Below are 21805 nucleotides of genomic sequence, written 5' to 3'. Positions count from 1 at the left end.
TATACCATTTTAAAACCATTTTTTCATCTTTACAAGTAAGAAAATCATGTTAAAATAAATTTAGTTTCCAAGGAAACTAAATCACAAGGAGGTTAACATGATGAAAAAATCTAAACTAACTCTTATTTTATATGTTGTCTGTATTAGTGCCTTATTCGGTTCCTTCGCGCAAAATATTTACACACCTATCTTACCGATGATTCAAAATTCTTTTCACACTTCTCTTTATCTTGTAAATGTAACAGTTTCACTTTTCACATTCGTTCTTGCAATTATGCAGCTCGTATATGGACCTTTAATTGATACAAAAGGAAGAAAATCTGTCCTTATTCCTAGTTTAGTCATTAGTACAATTGGTTCAATCGGATGTGCTTTTTCGGCAAACATTTATTTATTTCTCTTTTTTAGAGCTGTTCAAGCTATAGGAATAGCGGCTATACCTGTAGTTTCAGCAACGATTATCGGCGATTTATTTGAAGGAAAAGAACGCGGAGAAGCGATGAGCCTATACCAAATGTTACTTGCCCTCGCACCTGCAATGGCTCCACTCATAGGTGGTTATCTTGGCAGTATACATGGTCACTTATCTGTATTTCTCTTTTTATTTACACTTGGCATTATCTTATTAATTATAAACATTTCACTACTTCCAGAAACAAAGCCAAATGTAATTAAGCGTTCTAAAGCACAAAAGAATTACTCTCTTATCTTAAAAAATAAAACTGGATTTTCTATTACTCTTATTGGCTTCATTCAATTTTGTATTTACTTTTGCTTTCTCGTTTTTTTACCGAGCATTTTAGCAAATTCATTTCATTTAGCTGCAAATGAAATTGGTCTTATGTTTGTGCCAATGTCTCTTTCTATCATGCTAGGAAGTTTTTGCTACAAGTTTTTGCAAAAACGCCTCACAACAAAGCCAACTTTATTTATTACGAGTTTCTTCAATATTATATGTGTCTTTTTATTCTCTTTCACATATAGCATCAATATCTCATTCATCATTATCGTTACATCTTTGTACGGTTTTAGTATGGGACTTTCTATGCCAACTCACACTACTTTATTAACAGAAGAATTCGTACAAGAACGTGCAACAGCTATCGGTATATACAACTTCATCCGCTATCTTGGTATGGGTACAGGGCCACTTATAGGTGGATTTCTTTTATTTAACCAAAATTACTTTTGGATTTTCTTCCTAGGCGCAATTATGTTTTTACTTGTAATCTTATATGCAATGAAAATGCTAAGTTTTCATGCTGTACAAAAATTAAAATAGAGCCCCCAAAATGTCGGCTCTATTTTACCCTCTTTGATCCGCAACAATATGAATATCAATATACTTTGTTTGTCTCATAATTTCATTTACAATAGAGCCTTTTCGTATTTCTTCCCACCTTGTTCTTGCAGATTGTCCAAGTAAAATTTGCGTCACTTGTAATCTTCTTGCGACTTCAATAATAACATCCGCTGGTTTTCTCCCTTTCGCCTCTTCTAATACAAAACTCGCATCAAATTGATTGGTTAACGATTTCCACTCTTCAATCGTCTGCTTTTTTCCAGCTGAAATAGAATCTATATTTTCCCTCTCAACGTTTAATACGTACAATTCAGCATTTAATCGATCAGCCATGCGCCATCCCCGTCTTATTAATTTCTCCGCTGTTGAACTGTATTGTACACAAACGAGAATTTTTTCTTTTACGCCAATTGGTTCTATTACTGTTTGGCTAATTTTCTCGTCCATATCATCGGCAACTTCTCGAAGTGATAATTCCCTAAGTGCTCCTAAATTATTAAGTGTAAAGAAGTTTTGTAAGCTTTGCTGAATTTTTTCTTCTTTATATATCTTTCCGTCTATTAGTCTCTTCCTTAATACCTCAGGCGTTGCATCAACGAGCTGAATTTCATTTGCTTTTTGTAAAATAAAATCTGGAATTCGTTCTCTTACTTTTACATTCGTAATTTGAGCTACAATATCATGAACACTTTCTAAATGTTGAATATTAAAAGCTGATAATACCGATATACCAGCCTCTAACAATTCCTGCACATCCATATAACGTTTCTTATGTTTAGAACCAGGAACATTACTATGCGCAAGTTCATCCACTACGACTACTTGCGGCGCGCGTTTTTTTATTCCTTCCACATCAAGCTCATAAAATACCTTTCCTTTATACTGGATTTCTTTCAAAGGAACTTTTTCTAAATCAGCAATTGCTTCTTCCGTCTCTTTTCTTCCATGCGTTTCAATTAAACCAATTACAATATCAATTCCATCTTTTTTCATTTCCCTTGCATCAAAGAGCATTTTATAACTTTTTCCTACGCCTGGAGCTGCTCCGACATATAACTTTAACTTTCCCCGATTTTGCTGACGAATATATTCTAAATATTCCTCTGGTGTTCGCCTTTGAAAAGTCGGTTTATAGTCATCTGCATACAAAACATTCACAACCTTTCTTTCGAAACAACGCTACCTCAATCCATTAGATTGAGGTAGCACTGTTACTATTTCAGTAGTTTCTGTAATTCTAAATTTAACTTTAAAACGTTCACGCGATCTTCTCCAAACAAGTCGAGTGCAGCGCCTTCCGTTTGATCCTTAATCAATTGATTAAGTTTTTCTTTCGGAATATTCGTTAATTTCGAGATGCGATCCACCTGCACCGAGGCCGCCTTTGGACTAATATCAGGATCAAGCCCTGAACCTGAATTTGTCACTAAATCTATCGGTACTTCTGTAACTGGAACAGCTGGATTTTTTTCCTTCCAGTCCGCAATACTTTTCTCTACTCGCTTTGCTAAATCTGGATTAGATGGTGCATAGTTATTTGAACCAGATGCTTCAGCCTTATATTCAATACTAGAAACACGCCCTTGAAAATAACGTGGATCCGTGAAGTTTTGACCAATTAATTTAGAACCAATCACTTCATTTTTATCATTATATATTAGACTTCCATCCGCATTATCCTTCATCACTGCTTGTGCAATACCAGTAACAATAAGTGGGTATACAAGTCCACACAACACTAGAAATGTAAAAGTAATACGGATAATTGGTGATAGCATACTTTGTTTCTTCTCCATCTTTTTCCCCTCTTCCTTATATGAACAAGCCGACAATCATATCAATTACCTTAATTCCAATGAACGGAACGATAACTCCGCCAAGCCCATAAATAAGTAAGTTTCGGCTAAGCAATGCATTAGAACTCATCGGTTTATATGCAATACCTTTCATCGCTAACGGAATGAGTAATGGAATAATAACAGCGTTAAATATTAATGCTGATAAAATCGCTGACAGTGGTGATGTTAATTTCATAATGTTCAATGCCTCCATTTGCGGAATCGCAAGTGTAAACATTGCTGGAATGATTGCAAAATATTTCGCTATATCATTCGCAATACTAAACGTCGTTAAAGCACCTCGTGTCATTAACAATTGCTTACCGATTCCTACAACCTCAATAATTTTCGTTGGATTCGAGTCTAGATCAATCATGTTAGCCGCTTCTTTCGCTGCTGTCGTACCACTGTTCATCGCTAATCCAACGTCCGCCTGTGCTAATGCTGGAGCATCATTTGTACCATCACCTGTCATCGCTACAAGTTTCCCTTTATCTTGCTCTGCTTTAATAACAGCAATTTTATCTTCCGGTTTACACTCGGCAACGAATTCATCTACTCCAGCTTCTTTTGCAATCGTTGCTGCCGTTAACGGATTATCACCTGTACACATAACCGTTTTAATCCCCATTTGGCGTAACTGTTCAAAACGCTCACGCATACCCGGTTTTACTGTATCCTTTAAATAAATTAAACCGTAAATACGATTATCTACTGCAACTACAAGTGGTGTTCCACCCTCTTTTGAAATTAAGTCTGCTTTTTGATTTACATCTTTCGGAATTATTCCGCCTTGTGACTCAACCCATTCAATAACGGCACCTACAGCACCTTTTCTCACTTTCGTTCCGTCTTGTAAATCAACACCACTCATTCTCGTTTCTGCTTTAAACGGAACAAACTCACCTTGTTCTGCAAGTTCTCTATTGTATGATATAGATTTTCCCTGCACATACTCGATAACAGATCGACCTTCTGGTGTTTCATCTAAAACAGAACTAATAGCGGCCCACTTTCCAACTTGCTCAATCGTTTCATTTCCTACAGGCAATAATGTATGAGCCATCCGGTTCCCAAAAGTAATTGTACCTGTTTTATCTAAAATAATTGTATTAATATCGCCAGCAGCTTCTACTGCTTTCCCCGACATCGCTAACACGTTAAACTTTGTCACACGGTCCATCCCAGCAATACCAATTGCCGATAATAGCCCACCAATTGTCGTTGGAATTAAACAAACTAATAATGCAACTAGCACAGCAGTATCAATTTGAAACCCTAAATAATTTGTAAAAATCGGCAACGTCACAACGACGATCAAGAAAATAAGAGTTAAGCTCGTTAATACTGTATTTAAAGCAATCTCATTCGGCGTTTTTTGACGAGCAGCTCCTTCTACTAAAGAAATCATTTTGTCTATAAATGATTCACCAGGATTACTCGTAATGACAATTGTAATTTCATCACTTACGACCATCGTTCCACCTGTTACGGAACAAAAATCACCGCCTGCTTCTTTTATAACAGGAGCTGATTCCCCTGTAATTGCAGATTCATCTACAGATGCTAATCCTTTGATTACTTCGCCATCATTCGGAATCATTTCCCCTTGTTTTACGATAACAACGTCACCTTTTGTAAGATCAGTTGCTGAAACTTGGACAATGTCTCCATTTTCTTTTACAACATTTGCAAACACATCTTTCTTTGACTGCTTTAAAGAATCGGCTTGCGCTTTACCACGACCTTCTGCTAATGCTTCTGCAAAATTCGCAAATAAAACTGTAAATAATAGAATGAGAGAAACTGTTATATTAAACCAACCTGGTATACTACTAGAACTACTTGGAAGAAAAGATAAAATGAACGTAATGATAAATCCAATTTCCACAACGAACATAATCGGATTCTTTATCATGACTTTCGGATTCAATTTCGCAATGGATTGCTTCATCGCATGTGTTACGATATCACGATCCATCGTTTTCGCTTGTCTAACTTCATCTTCTACAGCATGTATTTGTGACTCATTTAATTGTTTTTCTTTTACTACTACCGGTCTCATCATTTACCCTCCATTACTTCAATGTAAGAAATTCTGCAATTGGTCCGAGTACTAACATCGGAAAGAATGTTAATGCACCAACAATTACAATTGTTCCGATGAAGATGCCACCAAATAAACTATTATCTGTACGGAACGTTCCGACTGTTTCTGGCACTACCGTTTTTTCTTTCAACGAAGCTGCCACAGCTAGCATCGTAATTAAACTGAAGTAACGTCCTAAAAACATAACTAAACCAGTCGTAATATTCCAAAACGGTGTATTATCTCCTAATCCTTCAAATCCAGATCCGTTATTCGCAGCTGACGATGTATACTCATATACAACTTGCGTTAAACCGTGGAAACCGGAATGAGAAATAGCATCCGTCCCTAAATTTGTTGAAAGAGCTAATGCCGAAAAGCCTAAAATGAGCAATGGATGAAATAAAATCGTGACCGCGATTAATTTCATTTCCTTACCTTCAATCTTTTTACCTAAAAACTCTGGTGTCCGTCCAACCATTAACCCAGATATAAACACCGCGATAATTGCATACATAATAATGTTCACAAAGCCTGCTCCAACGCCGCCATATACTGTATTTAACATCATATTTACGAGTGGTACTAAACCACCAATTGGTGTTAACGTATCATGCATCGTATTAACAGCACCTGTTTCCGCAGCAGTCGTTACTGTCGCATAAAGGGAAGAAAATACTGTTCCGAACCTCACTTCTTTTCCTTCTGCACTTCCTTGTACATGCTGGATACCCATTTCATTTAATACTGGATTTCCATGTAATTCAGATGTCGTAATTGTGATAAATCCTAGTAAAAACATCATGAATAGTGATACGAAAAGGATACGACCTTGCTTTTTATTTCCTACCATTCGTCCGTACGTAAACGGAAGTGCAGTTGGTAATAACATCATAAGCATCATTTGCAAAATATTACTCATTTGTCCTGGATTTTCAAAAGGATGCGTAGAGTTTGCTCCGAAAAATCCACCACCGTTATTTCCAAGTTCCTTAATGGACACGAATGATGCAACTGGTCCGCGTAATATACTTTGCTTTGCACCTTCAATCGTATGTGCTGTAACAGCCCCATCTAACGTTTGCGGTACACCAAGAGCGACAAAGATTAACGCCGTAATAAAAGCGATAGGAAGAAATACTCTCGTTAACGCTCTCGTAAAATCAACGAAAAAGTTACCGAGTTCTTTTCCAGCGAGCCCTCTTATAAATGCCATAACGAGCGCTAATGTTGTTGCTGGTGCTGCGAACATTAAAAATGTAATCCCGATTAATTGTGATAAATAAGATAAGCCATTTTCACCGCTATAATGCTGTAAGTTTGTATCAGCCATAAAACTAATTGCTGTATTAAAAGCGAGCGTAGGCTCCATTCCTTCAATATGCGCTGGATTTAGCGGCAATACACCTTGTAATCTGAAAATGAAATATACAATAACAATCATAAATCCGTTGAGTAAAACTAATGATAATGCGTACTGTTTCCACGTTTGATTGTATTCTTTTACACCCGTAATTTTAAAAATAATTTTTTCAAAAGGCCCGAATACTTTATCTAGCTTTTTGCTACCTTGAAAAGCTTTTTCTAAATAAATCCCCGTTGGCTTTGCTACTAAAATAAACAAGAGCATTGTAATAATGACTGCAACCCAAATCATAATGAATGATTCCCCCTAATTAAAACTTCTCTGGATTTAATAATGCATACACTAAATACACTGTAATTGCTGCGACAATAACCGATAAGACAATCATCATGATTGCTTTCCTTCTTTCACAACTTTATCTGACCAACTTGCAAGACTTGCCATTGATGCAACTAATAAAATAAAAATCCCGACCATTACAACATCTAACATAGCTATCCCTCGCTTTGTTTTTGTTAAAATTTACCATTTAAATGTTAAAAAAGAACACTGAGCTCTACTCAGTGTTCAAAAAATGAACAACAAAAAGTAAACCTCCTCTCTAAACGCTTACGAGGTTAGCTGTCGGATTCGGGCCTAAAGAGTAGCCCTACTTTCAAAACTGAAAGATTCACCCCAAGTGACGATGCACAAAATTGGTTCCCCCGCTCCATTTCTGGAACTCAGCGATTTTAGGTTTTTTTGGAAATTTTATGAATGATTTATGAGAGTAAATATACTCCTCTATATTTCACTTGTAAAGGGGTAAATTACTGAAAATAATAATATTTACATTCATTTAAACGCTTACATTGAAGATTATTACTATTATTTCATCTATTTTCTTTATTTCTCTTCTCTTTTCTTAAAAATGACCTTTTAAATATGAAATAAAAAGAGCGAATGAGATGAAGTGCATAGCTTGTTGCACTCAGCATTCGCTCTTTTTATTCAACCTTTATTCTCCTCGTAAAAATGCACGTAAATTTCTCCCGCGAATATAAACTTGTGTCAATTCTGCATGTAGCTGCTCATACTCGGTAATATCCACCTCTAAATACAAAGCATCTTTTGATGGTAATATAATATACGGCCCTGGAAAAAGGGGATCGATCTGAACCAATTCTTGAACTCGCTCTACCGATACTGCCCAACGATTTGCTATATCTCCAAGTAATAGTACCTTCATCATTTCTTCCCCCGCCCTATTCAAAAAATAAAAAAGAAATATTATCACAATTTGTAAACACGACAAACTTAGCTCCAATTGTTTCATAGAGCCTCGCTGGATATCGTTTATTCCTTGTAACAACAGTAATAGGTGCTTGAAAAGAAAAGCGAATGTGTTCTGTGAAAAAACTAACGATTGGAAGCTCATCCCCTAGTAAAATCACCTTCTTAATACACTCACAAATACTAGTAAAGTCCTGCTCCTTACTGCAGCTATAAGTCCAATCAAACCCACAATTCCTAACTTCAGCCGCTATCTCTTCATTTGCTGTAAAAATAATTAACTCATGTTGAAATGATACTAGATCTCTTAAACTATCTACCTTACTTTCTTCTCCAACACAAATAAGTGTTAGTTCCATGTACCTCATCCTCCTTAGTATAAAAGAAATCAAACATAGATTGATATTCCCCTATACTAATCAGATCGATGAAGTGATGTATCCATCATGGCACCGTCCTCTCTCAAGACGCTTACGAAGTTAGCTGTCGGATTCGGACTTTGAGAGTAGCCCTACTTTCAAACTTGAAAGATTCACCCCTAGTGCCTACGCACTAATTGGTTCCTCCGCTCCATATAATTGGACTCAGCGTTTACAAAAAAATGTATTCTGGCTGATATATTACTCCTGTATTTTGAAAAAGTAAACAGAAAAAAAGCCAGTTATAAAACTGGCTTTTCACTTACCTATGCACGCATTCTATTCACTTTATATGCAAAATGATTCGTCGGCCCATGGCCACTACCAATATTCAATGGCTCTTCAATTGCTATACTAATAAATCGTTTTGCTTCTTGAACAGCATCTTCAATTGAGTATCCTTTCGCAAGTCCTGCTGTAACCGCTGAAGCAAATGTACACCCACTTCCATGCGTTTGCTTTGAAGGAATTCGCTCGCTTCTAAACTCAATAAATTTTTCTCCATCAAAGAGGAAATCAATTACTTCATTCCCTTGATATTCTGCATGTCCGCCCTTCATAAGCACATATTTAGCACCTAATTCATGCAATACTTTTGCAGCTTCCTTACTATCTTCAACATTATGAATCTCCATCCCAGTTAACACTTCTGCTTCTGGGACATTCGGTGTTATAACAGTTGCTACTGGTAATAAATATTCTTTTAATGCTTGAACTGCTTCTTGCTGTAATAATGATGCACCGCCTTTTGCAATCATAACGGGATCTAGCACAATATTATTCCAGCCAAACTTTTTAATTTGTTCTGCAACAATTTGAATTATTTCACTACTAAATAACATTCCTAGTTTCACTGCATCTGGTGTTAAATCCGTACCAATTGAATTCAGCTGTTCTGTAATACCTTCTAACGGAACAGGATATACCCCTTGAACGCCAAGCGTGTTTTGAGCAGTAATCGCCGTAATAGCCGTCATTCCGTATACACCAAGCTCTTGGAATGTTTTTAAATCTGCCTGAATTCCAGCACCGCCGCCGCTATCAGACCCTGCAATTGTTAAAGCTTTATTCACTTTCATCCCACTCATCCTTTTCTATCCAAAATAGCGATGATAAATCGTTTTTGCTTCGCTTATATCTTTCGTTCCATGTACGAGCACACGGCCATCTTTAAAGGCGACTAACCTCTTGTCTTCAATAGAAAATGATAGTAAATATGGATTTATATTTAAATCATTCACACGACCTTCCAACAACTCTTTATATTGTTCAAAATTTATTTTATCTTTATGAGGTGGTCTAATTTGAACTGTATTTCGCCCGCATAAAACTGCTGTTTTTGATGTGTTCTCTTTATTTAAATACGGATATAATGCATTCTCTCCGCATGAAGGACAATTATGCTGGCGAAGCTTTTGCACATTCATACATGAATACTCATTCTTCCACATATCAAACGATACAAGCCCATCTCGAAGTGATTCGTAATCTTCTACTAACAGTTTAAGAGCTTCTGTTACTTGATGAGAAACGACAAGAGATACAGCAGGTGATATAATACCCGCTGTATCACATGTTGCCCCGCCAAGCGGAATCGACTGTAATAAACATGATAAACATGGTGTTTTACTAGGAAGGATTGTGTAAGAAAGACCGTAACTACCTACACATGCACCGTAAATCCATGGAATAGAATATTTTTGTGCTATATCATTTACAATAAAGCGCGTTTCGAAATTATCAGTCGCATCAATAATTACATCAACATTTATAACAAGTTCTTCTAGCTCTTCAGCTGTTACATCTTGAACGAGAGCTTCTATTGTTACATCGCTATTAATCTCTTCTAAACGTTTTTTAGCCGCTATAGCTTTTGGAAGATTATTCTTTACGTCGCTCTCTGCATACAATTGTTGTCTTTGTAAATTACTCCAATCTACATAATCACGGTCAACAATTGTTATCTTGCCAACACCTGCTCTTACAAACATCTCTGCATTTGCACTACCTAATGCACCTGCACCGATAATAAGCACATGCTTTTCTCTTATCTTTTGCTGTCCTTCTTCTCCAATTGGAGAAAATAGTTCTTGGCGAGAATATCGATTATTCAACTACGCTCATTCCTTCTAAAGGACTACTTGCAGTTGCACAACGCTTACGTGCAATACGACCTGCTTCAAATCCTAAACGGCCTGCTTCAATACTTAATTTCATTGCTTTTGCCATTTTAATAGGATCTTTTGCTCCTGATACAGCTGTATTTAATAACACGCCATCTGCTCCTAATTCCATTGCAAATGCTGCATCAGCTGGACTACCAATACCGGCATCAACGATAACTGGTACTGTCGCTTGTTCAATAATGAAGCTCAAATTTAATGGATTTACAATACCAAGTCCTGATCCGATTGGAGATGCTCCTGGCATAATCGCATGCACGCCAAGCTCTTGTAATTTACGTGCTAATACAACATCATCAGATGTATACGGAAGTACGATAAATCCTTCTTCTAGTAACATTTCAGATGCCTTTAACGTTTCTACCGGATCAGGTAATAACGTTCTATCATCACCAATAACTTCTACCTTTATCATGTCACAAAGCCCAGAGGCTTTTGCTAATTTTGCAATACGAACAGCCTCTTCAGCGTTTTTTGCCCCTGCTGTATTTGGTAATAACGTATATTTTTTCACATCAAGTTTCTCTAATAAATTAGGTTGCTTTGCATCAAAGATATCCATACGACGTACTGCAAACGTTAAAATTTCAGCTTCAGAAACGTCAATTGCCTTTTGCTGCACGTCAAAATCAGGGAATTTACCTGTTCCTAATAAAAGTCTAGAATGAAATGAAAATGGTCCAATGTTTAACATAATCAACCGCCTCCTACGAAAGTTACAATCTCAATTTGGTCTCCATCAAAAACAGATGTATCTGTATGATCATCTTTTTGTAAAATATCTTTATTACGCTCTACTACAACAATTCTGTTATCTAGCTCTAAATGTGTAAGTAGCTCAGCTACTGTTTTTACACTCGATGGCACTTCAATTTGGTTACCATTAATTTTTAAGTTCAAACTTCCATCCCCTTTCTAAACTCTTCTAGAAAGCAATGAATCTAGCAAATGATTCTCTTGCTTTCCTTCTATTAAATCAGCCATATATTGGCCAGAAACAGGACTTAATAAAATACCATTTCGATAATGGCCCGTGCAAGCATATAAACCTTTTATTTCTTCATGCTCTCCCATATAAGGAGCTTCATGATTCGATTGTGGTCTTAATCCTGCCCATGTGCTTTCCCATTCTGCTTCTTTTAAAGCTGGCAATATTGTATAAGCACGCTCTAATATAGAAGTTATACTTTCTGGCTGCACAGTTTTATTGAACGTATGTGGCTTCATTGTTGCCCCAATTACGTAACGTCCACCGCGCTTTGGAGTAATGTAAAATCTTTCTTGAAAAATAGGTGCTTTTAAAAGTTGTTTTCTACTTCTTACCGCAACCACTTCTCCTTTAACTGGATATGTACCCCAATCGCGGTGAAAATAACTGAGTAACTTCGTGCTCCATGAACCTCCTGCAATAACGACTTTCTCACATGTGACAATACCTTCACTTGTAATAACTCCAGTCACTTTATTATTTTCAATACGGATATCAAATACTTCTGTCTGTTCATATATATCAGCACCGGAAATTGCCGCAGAATGTGCGAATGCTTTCGTAAGCTCTGGTGCAATAACATGACCGTCTTTCGGATAATATACTGCTCCTATAATAGATTCAGATAGATATGGCTCTTTTTCCCGCACATGGTCTCCCGTTAGAAAATAAGAATCTTCACCTGTTTTCTGCTGCCAATCCATAATGTGAAGAATTCTTTCCTTCTCATCTTCATTTTGAGCAATACGATAAATTCCTTTTTCTTCATATCCAATATCAACACCCGTCTTTTCACGTAAAACTGCTGCAAGTTGTGGAAATATAGCTCGGCTTTCTCTAGCAAGTTCAAATAGCGGATCATACGCATCCCATTCTGCCTGAACACCAAGTAAACCAGCAGCTGCTTTGGAAGCTTCCGATGCAATACTTCGCTTCTCCACAATCGCTACTTTATGTCCTCTTTCTGCTAGAAAATGTGCAACTGAACTGCCAATTACACCACCACCAATAATCGCTACATCATACTTCTCACACATGTTTTTCCGCCCACTTTCTTATTGATTCCTTATAAGATTTCGCTTTGCTATACGGGTTACTACTACTTACAATTCCAGACATAACTGCTATACCACTTACACCGTTAGTAAGAACATCCACTGTGTTTTCTGGGGTAATTCCTCCAATTGCTGTAATCGGTATAGATAAACACCTTGCAATGTCTGAAATTTCTTCAAGCCCTCTCGCTGGCACACCTTTTTTACAATCTGTCGGAAATACATGGCCATAAACGAGTGAATCCGCTCCATTTTTAAAAGCTACTATTGCTTCATCTAGCGAATGCACAGAATAACCGACATGCAAATACGAAAACTTTTCTTTCACTGACTTTACATCTGTACTTCGATATCCTAGTTGAACACGAGGTATATTTAATAAAATTGCAATATCAATTCGATCGTTTATGACAATTTTAGAAGCCGGAAAGCCCTCCATTAATAGACTTTCCACACCTTCATATAATTCCTTCGTACTCTTCTCACGCTCACGAATATGCAAATAATCAATCTCACTCTCAATTTGCATCGCTACATTCACTAACTCTTCGAATGGCATATGGCCATTTGAGATTACGTGGAGCTCATTTTTCATATTCATTCGTCTACTTTAAAATATTTTCGAATAGTTCATCGGCTGGGACGGTTTCTTTCGTCATTCCTTTGTTCTTCAGCCACTTATTTTGTTTCTCCCAAGATTCTTTTGAATCTGATAAGAATGGCTCATCTTTCGTTTCCATCTTCTCTAATAAAATTTTCATACTTTCCTTTTCAACTTCTGGCACAAGTGGGAAGTTTTCTTTTTCTTGATGATTTAATAAAATATTCAATGCTTCATCTGGGTTTTTCTTCATGAAATCATAGCCCTTTTTCGTACCACGTAAGAAAGCTTGCAACGCTTCTTTATCTTTTTTCAACGTTTTATCACCTGTTACAAACACAAGCTCATGGTAGTTTGGTACTCCGTAATCAGCTGGATTAAAGTACGCTGGTTCATGGCCTTCATGACGCATAACAGGTACTTCATGGTTAATGTATGCCCCTGTTACCGCATCTACTTTCTTCGTAATTAATGCTGGTACTAAATCAAATCCAACATCAACTACTTTCACTGTATCAGGATTACCACCAGCTTCTTTTACCATCGTTTTTAAATACATCTCACTTAAAGGTGTTCCAGAGTATCCTACTGTTTTTCCTTCTAAATCTTTCGGTGATTGAATGCCCGCTGATTTCAGTGATACAACATGATTTAATGGTGAACGTACGACAGCTCCAATTGATTTCACTGGAATTTGCTCATTCGCTCTCGCCATAACAACATCTGGCTGATAATACAAGCCAACTGTTACCTTCCCTGCTGCTGCCAGCGTTAATGGATCAGTCGGATTAGAAGGGAATTTAATATTTACCTTTACACCTTCTTCTTTAAAGTATCCTTTTTCAATTGCTGCATAGATAAAGCTATGTACCGCATTTGGATACCAATCTAACATGACTGTTATTTCTTTCTCTTTTTTACTTTTGTCTGATGCTGAATTACTCGAACATCCTGCAATTATTGCAATTAATAATGTAAACACAAAGATGCGCTTTAAAAATTTCATGAATACTTCCTCCAACTAATGAATTTCTTTTCTAATATGGAAATAATTACGACGAAGAAAATAGCTAATAATGATAACAATACAATAGGTGCAAATACGCCAGCTCCATCTAACTGCGTCATCATTCTCTTACTGAAATATCCAAGCCCAGCTTGTGCACCGAGCCATTCTCCAATTGCTGCTCCGATAACACTAAGCGGAACTGCAATTTGTAAAGCTGAGAAAAAATAAGGAAGAGCAGACGGCAACTTTAATTTAAGAAAAATATCTCTTTTTGTTGCTCCATATGTAACTAAGAGCTCCTCCCATTCTTTTTTCGTACTACGCAGTCCATCATACGTATTGACCGCAATTGGGAAAAACGTAATTAAAACTGTGACAACAACCTTACTCCAAATTGTGTATCCAAACCATAAAACAAATAGCGGAGCAAGCGCAGTAATCGGAATCGTTTGTGAAGCAACTAATAATGGATAAAATGCTCTCTCCATCCATGTACTCGCATTCATTAACATCGCTAGCCCTACACCTAATACGATAGAGATAACAACACCTATTAAAACGACGTATAACGTTGCAGGTAAATGAACTGTAAATAATATGTCTTTTAGTTTCCATATCTTCATTACAATCGCAGAAGGTGACGGTAAAATGTACATCTCATCTACAATTCTTGCTCCTATTTCCCACACAGCTAGTAAAATACTAGAAAGTGTAATAGCAGGAACTAATTCTTTCAATCGGTTCATCACACAAGTACCTGCCTTTGTAACATACTAAGAAGCTCATCTTTCAGCGCTAATACTTCCGGTTTATATAAATCTTTTCGTGTTCTGTTATGATCAAGCGGTACAGTCCGCTCAGTCAAAGTCGTTATCGGCTGCTGTTCCACTACTAAAACTCGGTTTGAAAGAAATAACGCTTCTTCAACATCATGAGTAATGAATAAAATTGTTTTTTCCCACTCTTGCCATTGTTCAAACAACCATTCTTGCAAAGAGGTCTTCGTTAAAGCATCCAACGCACTAAATGGTTCATCTAACAGCAATATTTCCCCGCCTGTTAATAAAGTTCGAATAAAAGATACACGTTGTCTCATACCACCAGATAAATCTTTCGGATATTTTTTCTCATACCCTTGCAAACCAAATTTATGTAACAGTTCCTTTGCCTTTACTTGTGCTTCTTTCTTCTGTACACCTTGGCACTCTAGCGGCAGGGCAGCATTCTCAATAATTGTTCTCCACGGCAAAAGCATATCTTTTTGCGGCATATATCCTACAGGATGGTGCTTTGTTTCTGTCAGTTCTATCTGTCCAGTACTTACCTTTTCTAGACCTGTAATAAGGCGAAATAAAGTACTTTTCCCACATCCACTCGGTCCGATAATACTGACAAACTCTTTCTCATGTATAGAAGCATTTAATTCATGGATGATTGGTTTCTCATCGTAATGAAAAGAAACATTATGAAACTGTAGTATGTTCTTGCTCCTCAAATCCCCACATCTCCTTACGATAGGACATATCCCAGAATAAATATTCAAATCGACTGGAATATAAGAAAATCTCCTCTAATCTTTCTAGTTCTGTCTCAGACTTTCCCACTGCCATTTCATTTAATAAATCTATTAACCAAATACACAGATTACCGTATTCTCCCGAACTATATCCTTGAATCCACTCACCAAAAAACTCATGATCTCTTGCTCCAGGAATATCATTTAAACGCTTTCCAATTTCCCAATAGCTCCACATACATGGAAGAAGCGCTGCTATTAATTCCGCAAGTGTGCCATTTTGAGATACAGACATCATGTAATTTGTATAAGCTAAATTTTTAGCAGATGGTTTCGCAGACTCTATCTCCTCTATAGAAATTCCAAGTCTTTTTGCATATTGTTTATGGATTGTCATTTCGCCATTTAATATTCCATCAATTTGTTCAGCGAACTTTCCCATTACTTGTGGATTCGTTGCTTTTACAACACCAATCGCATATAACTTTGCATAATCTAGCAGATATAAATAATCTTGAATAATATAATACTGGAATTTATCTTTTTCTAACGTGCCATCTCCCATACCTACTACAAACGGATGATTATGACTCATCTCCCAAACCGGTTGCACAGTTTCTAATAATCTATCGCAAAATTTCATTTCTCTATCCCCTTTCAATATATGTATCTAAATAAAAAACCACTTCTATATATAAGAAGTGGTTACAGCAAATAAAGTTATACATTTATTCGATGTTCCACTTCCCTTCGCTAGTATTACCTAGATCAGGTGTTGTAAGGGTTAAGGATTATTCCTCTCTCAGCAAATCAAGCACCCCTAGTGGTTTCAATATGAAATTTTCAAATAAAAAAGCCCCGTTTCTATACGCAAAGAAACGGGGACTCATTGTTAGTGTCCGAATTGCTTCCCTACGCTAGCATAATCTAGATCAGGTAATAAAAAGGATCAAAGGCTTACGGCCTACTCTCAGCTGGCAACACCAGCTCTCCTAGCAAACTATATAATTATCACTGTCAGTATAACACCCTAATAAGACATCATCAACTTTTTTAATTTTCTTAATTATTAACAGAATATCAAATTTATACAATACATACATTCTATTTTAGAAAATAAAACCCCAATTAATTGCATAAGAAGGAATCATTATCCTCAAAAAATTTATTTTTATATTGATTTCATATTACATTTATGTGAATACACCCACTATATTATATCTTTATACTATAATAAAATTACAACTATACAACTAGAGGAGGTCTCTATTCCATGAATATGAAAGCTACTGCTTTAACAGCAACTACTGTAGCGATTGCTTCTTTACTTCCTTCTATGGGTGAAACAAATGTACAAAAAGCAAACGCTGAACAATTATCTAATATTAAAACTGGGTATGTCAAAGTCGATCAAGTAGCATTACATACAGAAGATAACGTAAAAAGCACATCAATTGATACAATTCGCTTTAATACAAAAGTGAACATCCTTGAAACAACTAATGAGTGGTATAAAGTATCTGTTCATAATAAAGTAGGTTATGTACAAAAAGATGCTATTTTACTAAAAAACAAACTTCATTCTAATGATCAATACATCGTTAATGCTAATGCATTAAACGTTCGCTCTGAACCTAATTTAGAATCTTCCATTTTAGATGTATTACCAAATGGCAAGTTTATTACCATTCAAGAAGATCAAGGCGAATGGTATAAAATATCGCATAATGGCCAAACAGGTTACGTACAAAAAGCATTCATCTCTAATGGTTCACAACCCTTAGTAAAAGGAATCACCGTTCAAAATAATACAAAATATACTGTTGCAACACCTAATCTAAATGTACGTAGCAACGCTAGTACAAGTAGCCCTCTACTCGGTTCATTACAAAACGGTACACAAGTACAAGTAGTAGAAACTGTAGGAACTTGGTATAAAATTCGTTTTGGCACAGGATACGGATATGTAGCAAAACACTATGTAGTACAAAATCAACCACAAGCTAAAACAGATCAACCTTCATCAATTCCAGCTGCTTTCAAATTCCCTGCTCAAGGAAGAATTAGCTCAACCTTTGATATACGCTGGGAACAAATGCATTATGGTATAGATATTGCCGCTCCAGGAAACGTCTCTATCCAAGCTGCTGCTGCAGGTAAAGTTGTGAAATCTTATTATTCAGCTAGCTATGGCAATGTTGTTTTCATTGCGCATCAAATCAATGGGAAATTATATACAACTGTTTATGCTCATATGAAGGATCGCACTGTACAAGCTGGTGATCAAGTACAAACTGGACAATTAATAGGTCATATGGGAAACACAGGTCATTCATACGGGCAGCATCTTCATTTTGAATTACATAATGGAGAATGGAATTTTGAAAAAACAAATGCAGTAAATCCACTGCCATATTTAGTTAGGTAAATTGTATGCCACGCAATATACCTCTTATAATTGAATACGTAGCCTTTTTAGGTTTAATCTGTTGTTTAATCATTTACAATACAAACATTGTATTTTTATCTATTATTATTGCTTTTGTTGCATTAGAAATTATGATGGAATCATTTCAAGTGCAACTAAAACAAAAAATTGCCCATATTTATAATGCTATTTTTCTTTTGAGTGCTCTCATAACAAATATAATTAGTAATGGCTTTTATTTATCTACTGTATTTCCAGTATTCTTTATGGCTGTTTTATTATTTGTAGCTAGATATATTAATGTCCCTTATAACCAAAAACAAAAACAAGAACAAGAAGCTTAGAAAGAGGAGACACTGTGTACCAATCTTTCAAAGATACTCCAATAAAATACATATTGAATTTGTATAAGAAAGCCAATACTTTTTTTGGTATACAAGGAAGTTATACTGAACAACTTCTCCTATATGGAATGTTTTTTCTTGTCTTAATCACTTTCTCCTTGTTTTACTAACAAAAAAGGATCTCACATAAACTGGAGATCCTTTTTAATTTATATTAATTTTTCATATCGAAAATATTGTTTATCCACAAGCATATTTTTCATAAATAAAGCTCAGATTATATTTTTTCTCTAAGCTCATTCGTTGTTCGTCATCGCACCAATAGAAAAGAATATCATGAATCGTTGCGTAACGCTTATTTTTAAGAAATAGCCTAAAGAATGATGGTAAACAATCATGTAATTGTATAAATATATAATTGCGTAGTGTTTCTTCTTTATATTCAATGCCCTTACAAATATACAGTAATTCTTCACAATAATATGCATGCTGTGGAACTTGTATCATTTCGAAAAATGGCACATAAGATAGTAGCTTTCCAATAAAATGACCATATCGATCCATTACTCCTATCGTCATATGCTCCATCATTTCTTTCATCACATATAAATAATCATCTACATGTGTTGTCTTTAATGGGTCTAAGCGATCGGAAATTTGAGATAATACAGCTCTTTGACATGCTAAAACTGCCTGACTAGGTCCATAATATGATAGGAAATCTGTACACTTACGATATTTCCGTAATAAATCATGTGTATACAAATCATATACAAAAGTATTACAATACATTGCTAAACTCATCATATCACTATTTAATTGCTCTTTTGATAATGATTTCGCTCTCTTGCACATATAAAAGAATGTAAATTCCAATACTTCTTTATGAGATAATAAATGTTTACAATCGGTTATACACTTCTCATTAAATTTAACTCTATCCCAAATTTCAATATCCCTATCTGTCAATTCACCTATACGATATTTAATAATTAAATAATTTAAAGCAACTGATTGCGTCAAAAGATCCCATGTTTCATATTCCAATGAAGTATGAACAAACTCAGCTAATCCTTGCGCTATCATAAAATCATTTGCCTCTTCATACCAACCAATCTCTTGGCATAAGCGAAGAATACGCACTAAAGTTGGAATTTCATCTTTATGAAACTGCGGTAATTTCTTTGCTTTATTCATGCCATATACGATAAATGCCGCTAAATTTTCTTCTTTATAAAATTCTTTTTCTTTCCATACTAATATAGTTCGTTCTTTCCCCTCACCTTTTGGGTGACAAGGTACAAGCAAAGAAAATAATTCAGCGAAATTATTTGGTTCTATATATGTATCTGTAACCAAATTCCAATTTGGATCGCCCTGTACAGCCTTCATATAATTCCCCTTCCCTTTTCATCTATGTAGGAAATATTAATTTATTATCGCACCACTAAAAATTAATATTGTTATATTCAAAATCTATCATAATACTTATATCTATCAGTATATCATCTTTTCTCTTATTAAAAATTAAGAATAACAAATTTTAAAAAAATGTCGAAATTATTAACCGTATCCTTATTATATAATGTCTCAGATACATCACGCTAACATATTAGTTTAATCCATATATGCTAGAATAATGTATCTGAAATTTATATATAATTTAGCTCTTTATGAGTGACCATTAAACTCTCGGTTAATTAAAGTTTCAATTTACTCTGTACGCTCTGAGATTTCACTCAAGGCAAATCCAGCTTGATCATCTGCTGATTCCCTTATAGCTAAATCTCCTAGTGCTAACATGCCAATAAGTTGACCACTATCAACTACTGGTAATCGTCTAATTTGATGCTGTGCCATTAGCTCTGTAGCTTTTTCAATAGAATCATTTGGAGAAACTGAGATAATATTTGTTGTCATTACATTTGTAATTTTATTAGATCCAGGATGTTTTTCAGCAATCCCTCGAACGACTAAATCACGATCAGTAACAAGCCCAACAACTTGCTCATTTTCAACAACAGGAATTAATCCAACTGATTCTTCCTTCATTTTAACAGCTGCCTCATATACATTGTCTAGCGGTGTACAATGTACAATATGGGTACTCATTAAGTCTCTAACTCGTGTCATTATTTATTTCCTCCTTTTTATACATACCATAGCTTTTCCAAAATTCCTTTATTTATTTCTGGAAAGTAACGTAATAAAAAGGATTAACAAAATAAAAAAGAGCCAGCATAATGCTGACTCTTTTTTGTATGACCCGTACGGGATTCGAACCCGTGTTACCGCCGTGAAAGGGCGGTGTCTTAACCACTTGACCAACGGGCCATGGCTCCGCAGGTAGGACTCGAACCTACGACCGATCGGTTAACAGCCGATAGCTCTACCACTGAGCTACTGCGGAATAATATATGGTGGGCCTAAATGGACTCGAACCATCGACCTCACGCTTATCAGGCGTGCGCTCTAACCAGCTGAGCTATAGGCCCATATACTTTACAGGGGCAGTAGGAATCGAACCCACACTGGAGGTTTTGGAGACCTCAGTTCTACCTTTAAACTATGCCCCTAAATGATGCCGGCTAGAGGACTTGAACCCCCAACCTACTGATTACAAGTCAGTTGCTCTACCAATTGAGCTAAGCCGGCATAAAAAAATGGTGGCTCGGGACGGAATCGAACCGCCGACACGAGGATTTTCAGTCCTCTGCTCTACCGACTGAGCTACCGAGCCAACATAAATGGCGGTCCCGACCGGGGTCGAACCGGCGATCTCCTGCGTGACAGGCAGGCATGTTAACCACTACACCACGGGACCATTTGGTTGCGGGGACAGGATTTGAACCTGCGACCTTCGGGTTATGAGCCCGACGAGCTACCGTGCTGCTCCACCCCGCGACAATATAAAGTTTTAAAAAATGGAGGAGGTAGAGGGATTCGAACCCCCGCGCGACTCTCGCCGCCTGTCGGTTTTCAAGACCGATCCCTTCAGCCGAACTTGGGTATACCTCCATGAAGGAAAAAATAAATATTTTATTATTATATGTCTAAACCATTAAAGAAAAAATGGAGGAGGTAGAGGGATTCGAACCCCCGCGCGATTCTCACCGCCTGTCGGTTTTCAAGACCGATCCCTTCAGCCGAACTTGGGTATACCTCCGAGACATATATTAAATAAAGTGGAGCCTAGCGGGATCGAACCGCTGACCTCCTGCGTGCAAGGCAGGCGCTCTCCCAGCTGAGCTAAGGCCCCATGTTTTTTGGGAATATCGGGAAGACAGGATTTGAACCTGCGACCCCCTGGTCCCAAACCAGGTGCTCTACCAAGCTGAGCCACTTCCCGTTAATAAAAGCGCGCCCGAGAGGAGTCGAACCCCTAACCTCTTGA

23 protein-coding genes, 12 tRNA genes and 4 riboswitches are annotated in these 21805 nt (G+C 36.5%); of the genes, 3 read left to right on the top strand and 32 right to left on the bottom strand.

The window, feature by feature from the left end:
- The first annotated feature begins 100 nt into the window (after positions 1-100).
- Positions 101-1282, top strand: coding sequence for an MFS transporter (locus AC22L0_RS00175; protein ID WP_000748741.1), 1182 nt, complete (start codon positions 101-103; stop codon positions 1280-1282).
- Positions 1283-1306: 24 nt separating this feature from the next.
- Here AC22L0_RS00175 and kdpDN read toward each other — a convergent pair whose 3' ends face one another.
- The 18 genes from kdpDN to tenA all read right to left on the bottom strand — a co-directional run bounded on the left by kdpDN (position 1307) and on the right by tenA (position 16282).
- Positions 1307-2461: a KdpD-like non-kinase potassium sensor gene (kdpDN, locus tag AC22L0_RS00170; protein WP_087966349.1), complete on the bottom strand. Its 1155-nt coding sequence runs from the start codon at positions 2459-2461 to the stop codon at positions 1307-1309.
- 56 nt (positions 2462-2517) lie between these two features.
- A complete protein-coding gene (gene kdpC / locus AC22L0_RS00165) occupies positions 2518-3099 on the bottom strand; it encodes a K(+)-transporting ATPase subunit C (RefSeq protein ID WP_087966351.1) in 582 nt (193 codons plus the stop codon).
- Positions 3100-3115: 16 nt separating this feature from the next.
- Positions 3116-5206 carry a potassium-transporting ATPase subunit KdpB gene (gene kdpB, locus AC22L0_RS00160; protein ID WP_001247992.1) on the bottom strand — a complete coding sequence of 697 codons (2091 nt, stop codon included), beginning with the start codon at positions 5204-5206 and terminating at the stop codon, positions 3116-3118.
- 13 nt (positions 5207-5219) lie between these two features.
- On the bottom strand, positions 5220-6887 hold the full coding sequence (gene kdpA / locus AC22L0_RS00155) for a potassium-transporting ATPase subunit KdpA (protein ID WP_000638322.1): 1668 nt from the start codon (positions 6885-6887) through the stop codon (positions 5220-5222).
- 19 nt (positions 6888-6906) lie between these two features.
- On the bottom strand, positions 6907-6984 hold the full coding sequence (kdpF, locus tag AC22L0_RS00150; protein WP_223153441.1) for a K(+)-transporting ATPase subunit F: 78 nt from the start codon (positions 6982-6984) through the stop codon (positions 6907-6909).
- Complete coding sequence (locus AC22L0_RS00145; protein ID WP_000887894.1) at positions 6984-7088, bottom strand: SipW-dependent-type signal peptide-containing protein; 105 nt, start codon at positions 7086-7088, stop codon at positions 6984-6986. The genes kdpF and AC22L0_RS00145 overlap by 1 nt, the downstream gene beginning before the upstream one ends.
- A gap of 100 nt (positions 7089-7188) precedes the next feature.
- Positions 7189-7334, bottom strand: a riboswitch (cyclic di-AMP (ydaO/yuaA leader).
- Between the two features lie 259 nt (positions 7335-7593).
- Positions 7594-7827, bottom strand: coding sequence for a hypothetical protein (locus tag AC22L0_RS00140; protein ID WP_001985933.1), 234 nt, complete (start codon positions 7825-7827; stop codon positions 7594-7596).
- 13 nt (positions 7828-7840) lie between these two features.
- Positions 7841-8227, bottom strand: coding sequence for a hypothetical protein (locus AC22L0_RS00135; RefSeq protein WP_000424067.1), 387 nt, complete (start codon positions 8225-8227; stop codon positions 7841-7843).
- Positions 8228-8320: 93 nt separating this feature from the next.
- Positions 8321-8468: riboswitch (cyclic di-AMP (ydaO/yuaA leader) on the bottom strand.
- An 85-nt stretch (positions 8469-8553) separates the two neighbouring features.
- Positions 8554-9366: a bifunctional hydroxymethylpyrimidine kinase/phosphomethylpyrimidine kinase gene (thiD, locus tag AC22L0_RS00130; protein ID WP_000867378.1), complete on the bottom strand. Its 813-nt coding sequence runs from the start codon at positions 9364-9366 to the stop codon at positions 8554-8556.
- Positions 9367-9381: 15 nt separating this feature from the next.
- Complete coding sequence (gene thiF, locus AC22L0_RS00125; RefSeq protein ID WP_087966356.1) at positions 9382-10401, bottom strand: thiazole biosynthesis adenylyltransferase ThiF; 1020 nt, start codon at positions 10399-10401, stop codon at positions 9382-9384.
- A complete protein-coding gene (gene thiG, locus AC22L0_RS00120; RefSeq protein WP_016117182.1) occupies positions 10394-11164 on the bottom strand; it encodes a thiazole synthase in 771 nt (256 codons plus the stop codon). Before thiG ends, thiF begins: the two co-directional genes overlap by 8 nt.
- A 2-nt stretch (positions 11165-11166) precedes the next feature.
- Positions 11167-11370: a sulfur carrier protein ThiS gene (gene thiS, locus AC22L0_RS00115; protein ID WP_061654757.1), complete on the bottom strand. Its 204-nt coding sequence runs from the start codon at positions 11368-11370 to the stop codon at positions 11167-11169.
- Between the two features lie 15 nt (positions 11371-11385).
- Positions 11386-12495, bottom strand: a complete 1110-nt coding sequence (gene thiO, locus AC22L0_RS00110) for a glycine oxidase ThiO (protein ID WP_087966358.1) — start codon at positions 12493-12495, stop codon at positions 11386-11388.
- Positions 12488-13108, bottom strand: coding sequence for a thiazole tautomerase TenI (gene tenI / locus AC22L0_RS00105; protein WP_000787170.1), 621 nt, complete (start codon positions 13106-13108; stop codon positions 12488-12490). The genes thiO and tenI overlap by 8 nt, the downstream gene beginning before the upstream one ends.
- A gap of 10 nt (positions 13109-13118) precedes the next feature.
- On the bottom strand, positions 13119-14120 hold the full coding sequence (locus AC22L0_RS00100; protein ID WP_000670417.1) for an ABC transporter substrate-binding protein: 1002 nt from the start codon (positions 14118-14120) through the stop codon (positions 13119-13121).
- Positions 14117-14869: an ABC transporter permease gene (locus AC22L0_RS00095; RefSeq protein WP_087966359.1), complete on the bottom strand. Its 753-nt coding sequence runs from the start codon at positions 14867-14869 to the stop codon at positions 14117-14119. Before AC22L0_RS00095 ends, AC22L0_RS00100 begins: the two co-directional genes overlap by 4 nt.
- Positions 14869-15618: an ABC transporter ATP-binding protein gene (locus AC22L0_RS00090; protein WP_001256793.1), complete on the bottom strand. Its 750-nt coding sequence runs from the start codon at positions 15616-15618 to the stop codon at positions 14869-14871. The genes AC22L0_RS00095 and AC22L0_RS00090 overlap by 1 nt, the downstream gene beginning before the upstream one ends.
- The gene (gene tenA / locus AC22L0_RS00085) at positions 15587-16282 is read right to left on the bottom strand and encodes a thiaminase II (protein ID WP_087966361.1); all 696 of its coding nucleotides are present in this window, start codon (positions 16280-16282) and stop codon (positions 15587-15589) included. The genes AC22L0_RS00090 and tenA overlap by 32 nt, the downstream gene beginning before the upstream one ends.
- Before the next feature lie 85 nt (positions 16283-16367).
- A riboswitch (TPP riboswitch) is annotated at positions 16368-16471 on the bottom strand.
- Positions 16472-16531: 60 nt separating this feature from the next.
- Positions 16532-16643: riboswitch (TPP riboswitch) on the bottom strand.
- 269 nt (positions 16644-16912) lie between these two features.
- Between tenA and AC22L0_RS00080 the strand changes: the two genes are divergently transcribed.
- A complete protein-coding gene (locus AC22L0_RS00080) occupies positions 16913-18067 on the top strand; it encodes an SH3 domain-containing protein (protein ID WP_487272078.1) in 1155 nt (384 codons plus the stop codon).
- 5 nt (positions 18068-18072) lie between these two features.
- Positions 18073-18411 (top strand): hypothetical protein, encoded by a 339-nt coding sequence (locus tag AC22L0_RS00075; RefSeq protein WP_001137824.1) that lies wholly within the window; start codon positions 18073-18075, stop codon positions 18409-18411.
- 240 nt (positions 18412-18651) lie between these two features.
- Here the strand turns inward: AC22L0_RS00075 and AC22L0_RS00070 are convergent, their stop codons facing one another.
- From AC22L0_RS00070 to AC22L0_RS00005, 14 genes are all read right to left on the bottom strand, one after another.
- Positions 18652-19803: a DUF3965 domain-containing protein gene (locus tag AC22L0_RS00070; protein WP_000648912.1), complete on the bottom strand. Its 1152-nt coding sequence runs from the start codon at positions 19801-19803 to the stop codon at positions 18652-18654.
- Positions 19804-20124: 321 nt separating this feature from the next.
- The gene (locus AC22L0_RS00065; protein WP_000199011.1) at positions 20125-20544 is read right to left on the bottom strand and encodes a CBS domain-containing protein; all 420 of its coding nucleotides are present in this window, start codon (positions 20542-20544) and stop codon (positions 20125-20127) included.
- A gap of 129 nt (positions 20545-20673) precedes the next feature.
- Positions 20674-20745: transfer RNA gene (locus tag AC22L0_RS00060), tRNA-Glu, on the bottom strand.
- A 1-nt stretch (position 20746) separates the two neighbouring features.
- Positions 20747-20821 (bottom strand) — tRNA-Asn (locus AC22L0_RS00055).
- Positions 20822-20829: 8 nt separating this feature from the next.
- Positions 20830-20906 (bottom strand) — tRNA-Ile (locus tag AC22L0_RS00050).
- A gap of 10 nt (positions 20907-20916) precedes the next feature.
- Positions 20917-20987 (bottom strand) — tRNA-Trp (locus tag AC22L0_RS00045).
- Between the two features lie 6 nt (positions 20988-20993).
- Positions 20994-21066 (bottom strand) — tRNA-Thr (locus AC22L0_RS00040).
- Between the two features lie 9 nt (positions 21067-21075).
- Positions 21076-21151: transfer RNA gene (locus AC22L0_RS00035), tRNA-Phe, on the bottom strand.
- 8 nt (positions 21152-21159) lie between these two features.
- Positions 21160-21235, bottom strand: a tRNA-Asp gene (locus AC22L0_RS00030).
- Positions 21236-21238: 3 nt separating this feature from the next.
- Positions 21239-21315: transfer RNA gene (locus AC22L0_RS00025), tRNA-Met, on the bottom strand.
- A 21-nt stretch (positions 21316-21336) separates the two neighbouring features.
- Positions 21337-21429 (bottom strand) — tRNA-Ser (locus AC22L0_RS00020).
- A gap of 55 nt (positions 21430-21484) precedes the next feature.
- Positions 21485-21577 (bottom strand) — tRNA-Ser (locus AC22L0_RS00015).
- 20 nt (positions 21578-21597) lie between these two features.
- A tRNA-Ala gene (locus AC22L0_RS00010) sits at positions 21598-21670 on the bottom strand.
- Between the two features lie 16 nt (positions 21671-21686).
- A tRNA-Pro gene (locus tag AC22L0_RS00005) sits at positions 21687-21760 on the bottom strand.
- Between the last annotated feature and the right edge of the window lie 45 nt (positions 21761-21805).

The sequence above is a fragment of the Bacillus sp. LQ01 genome (genome assembly GCF_057624735.1).
Note: the sequence above shows the minus strand (reverse complement) of the source record. Positions and strands in the feature narration are given on the sequence as shown.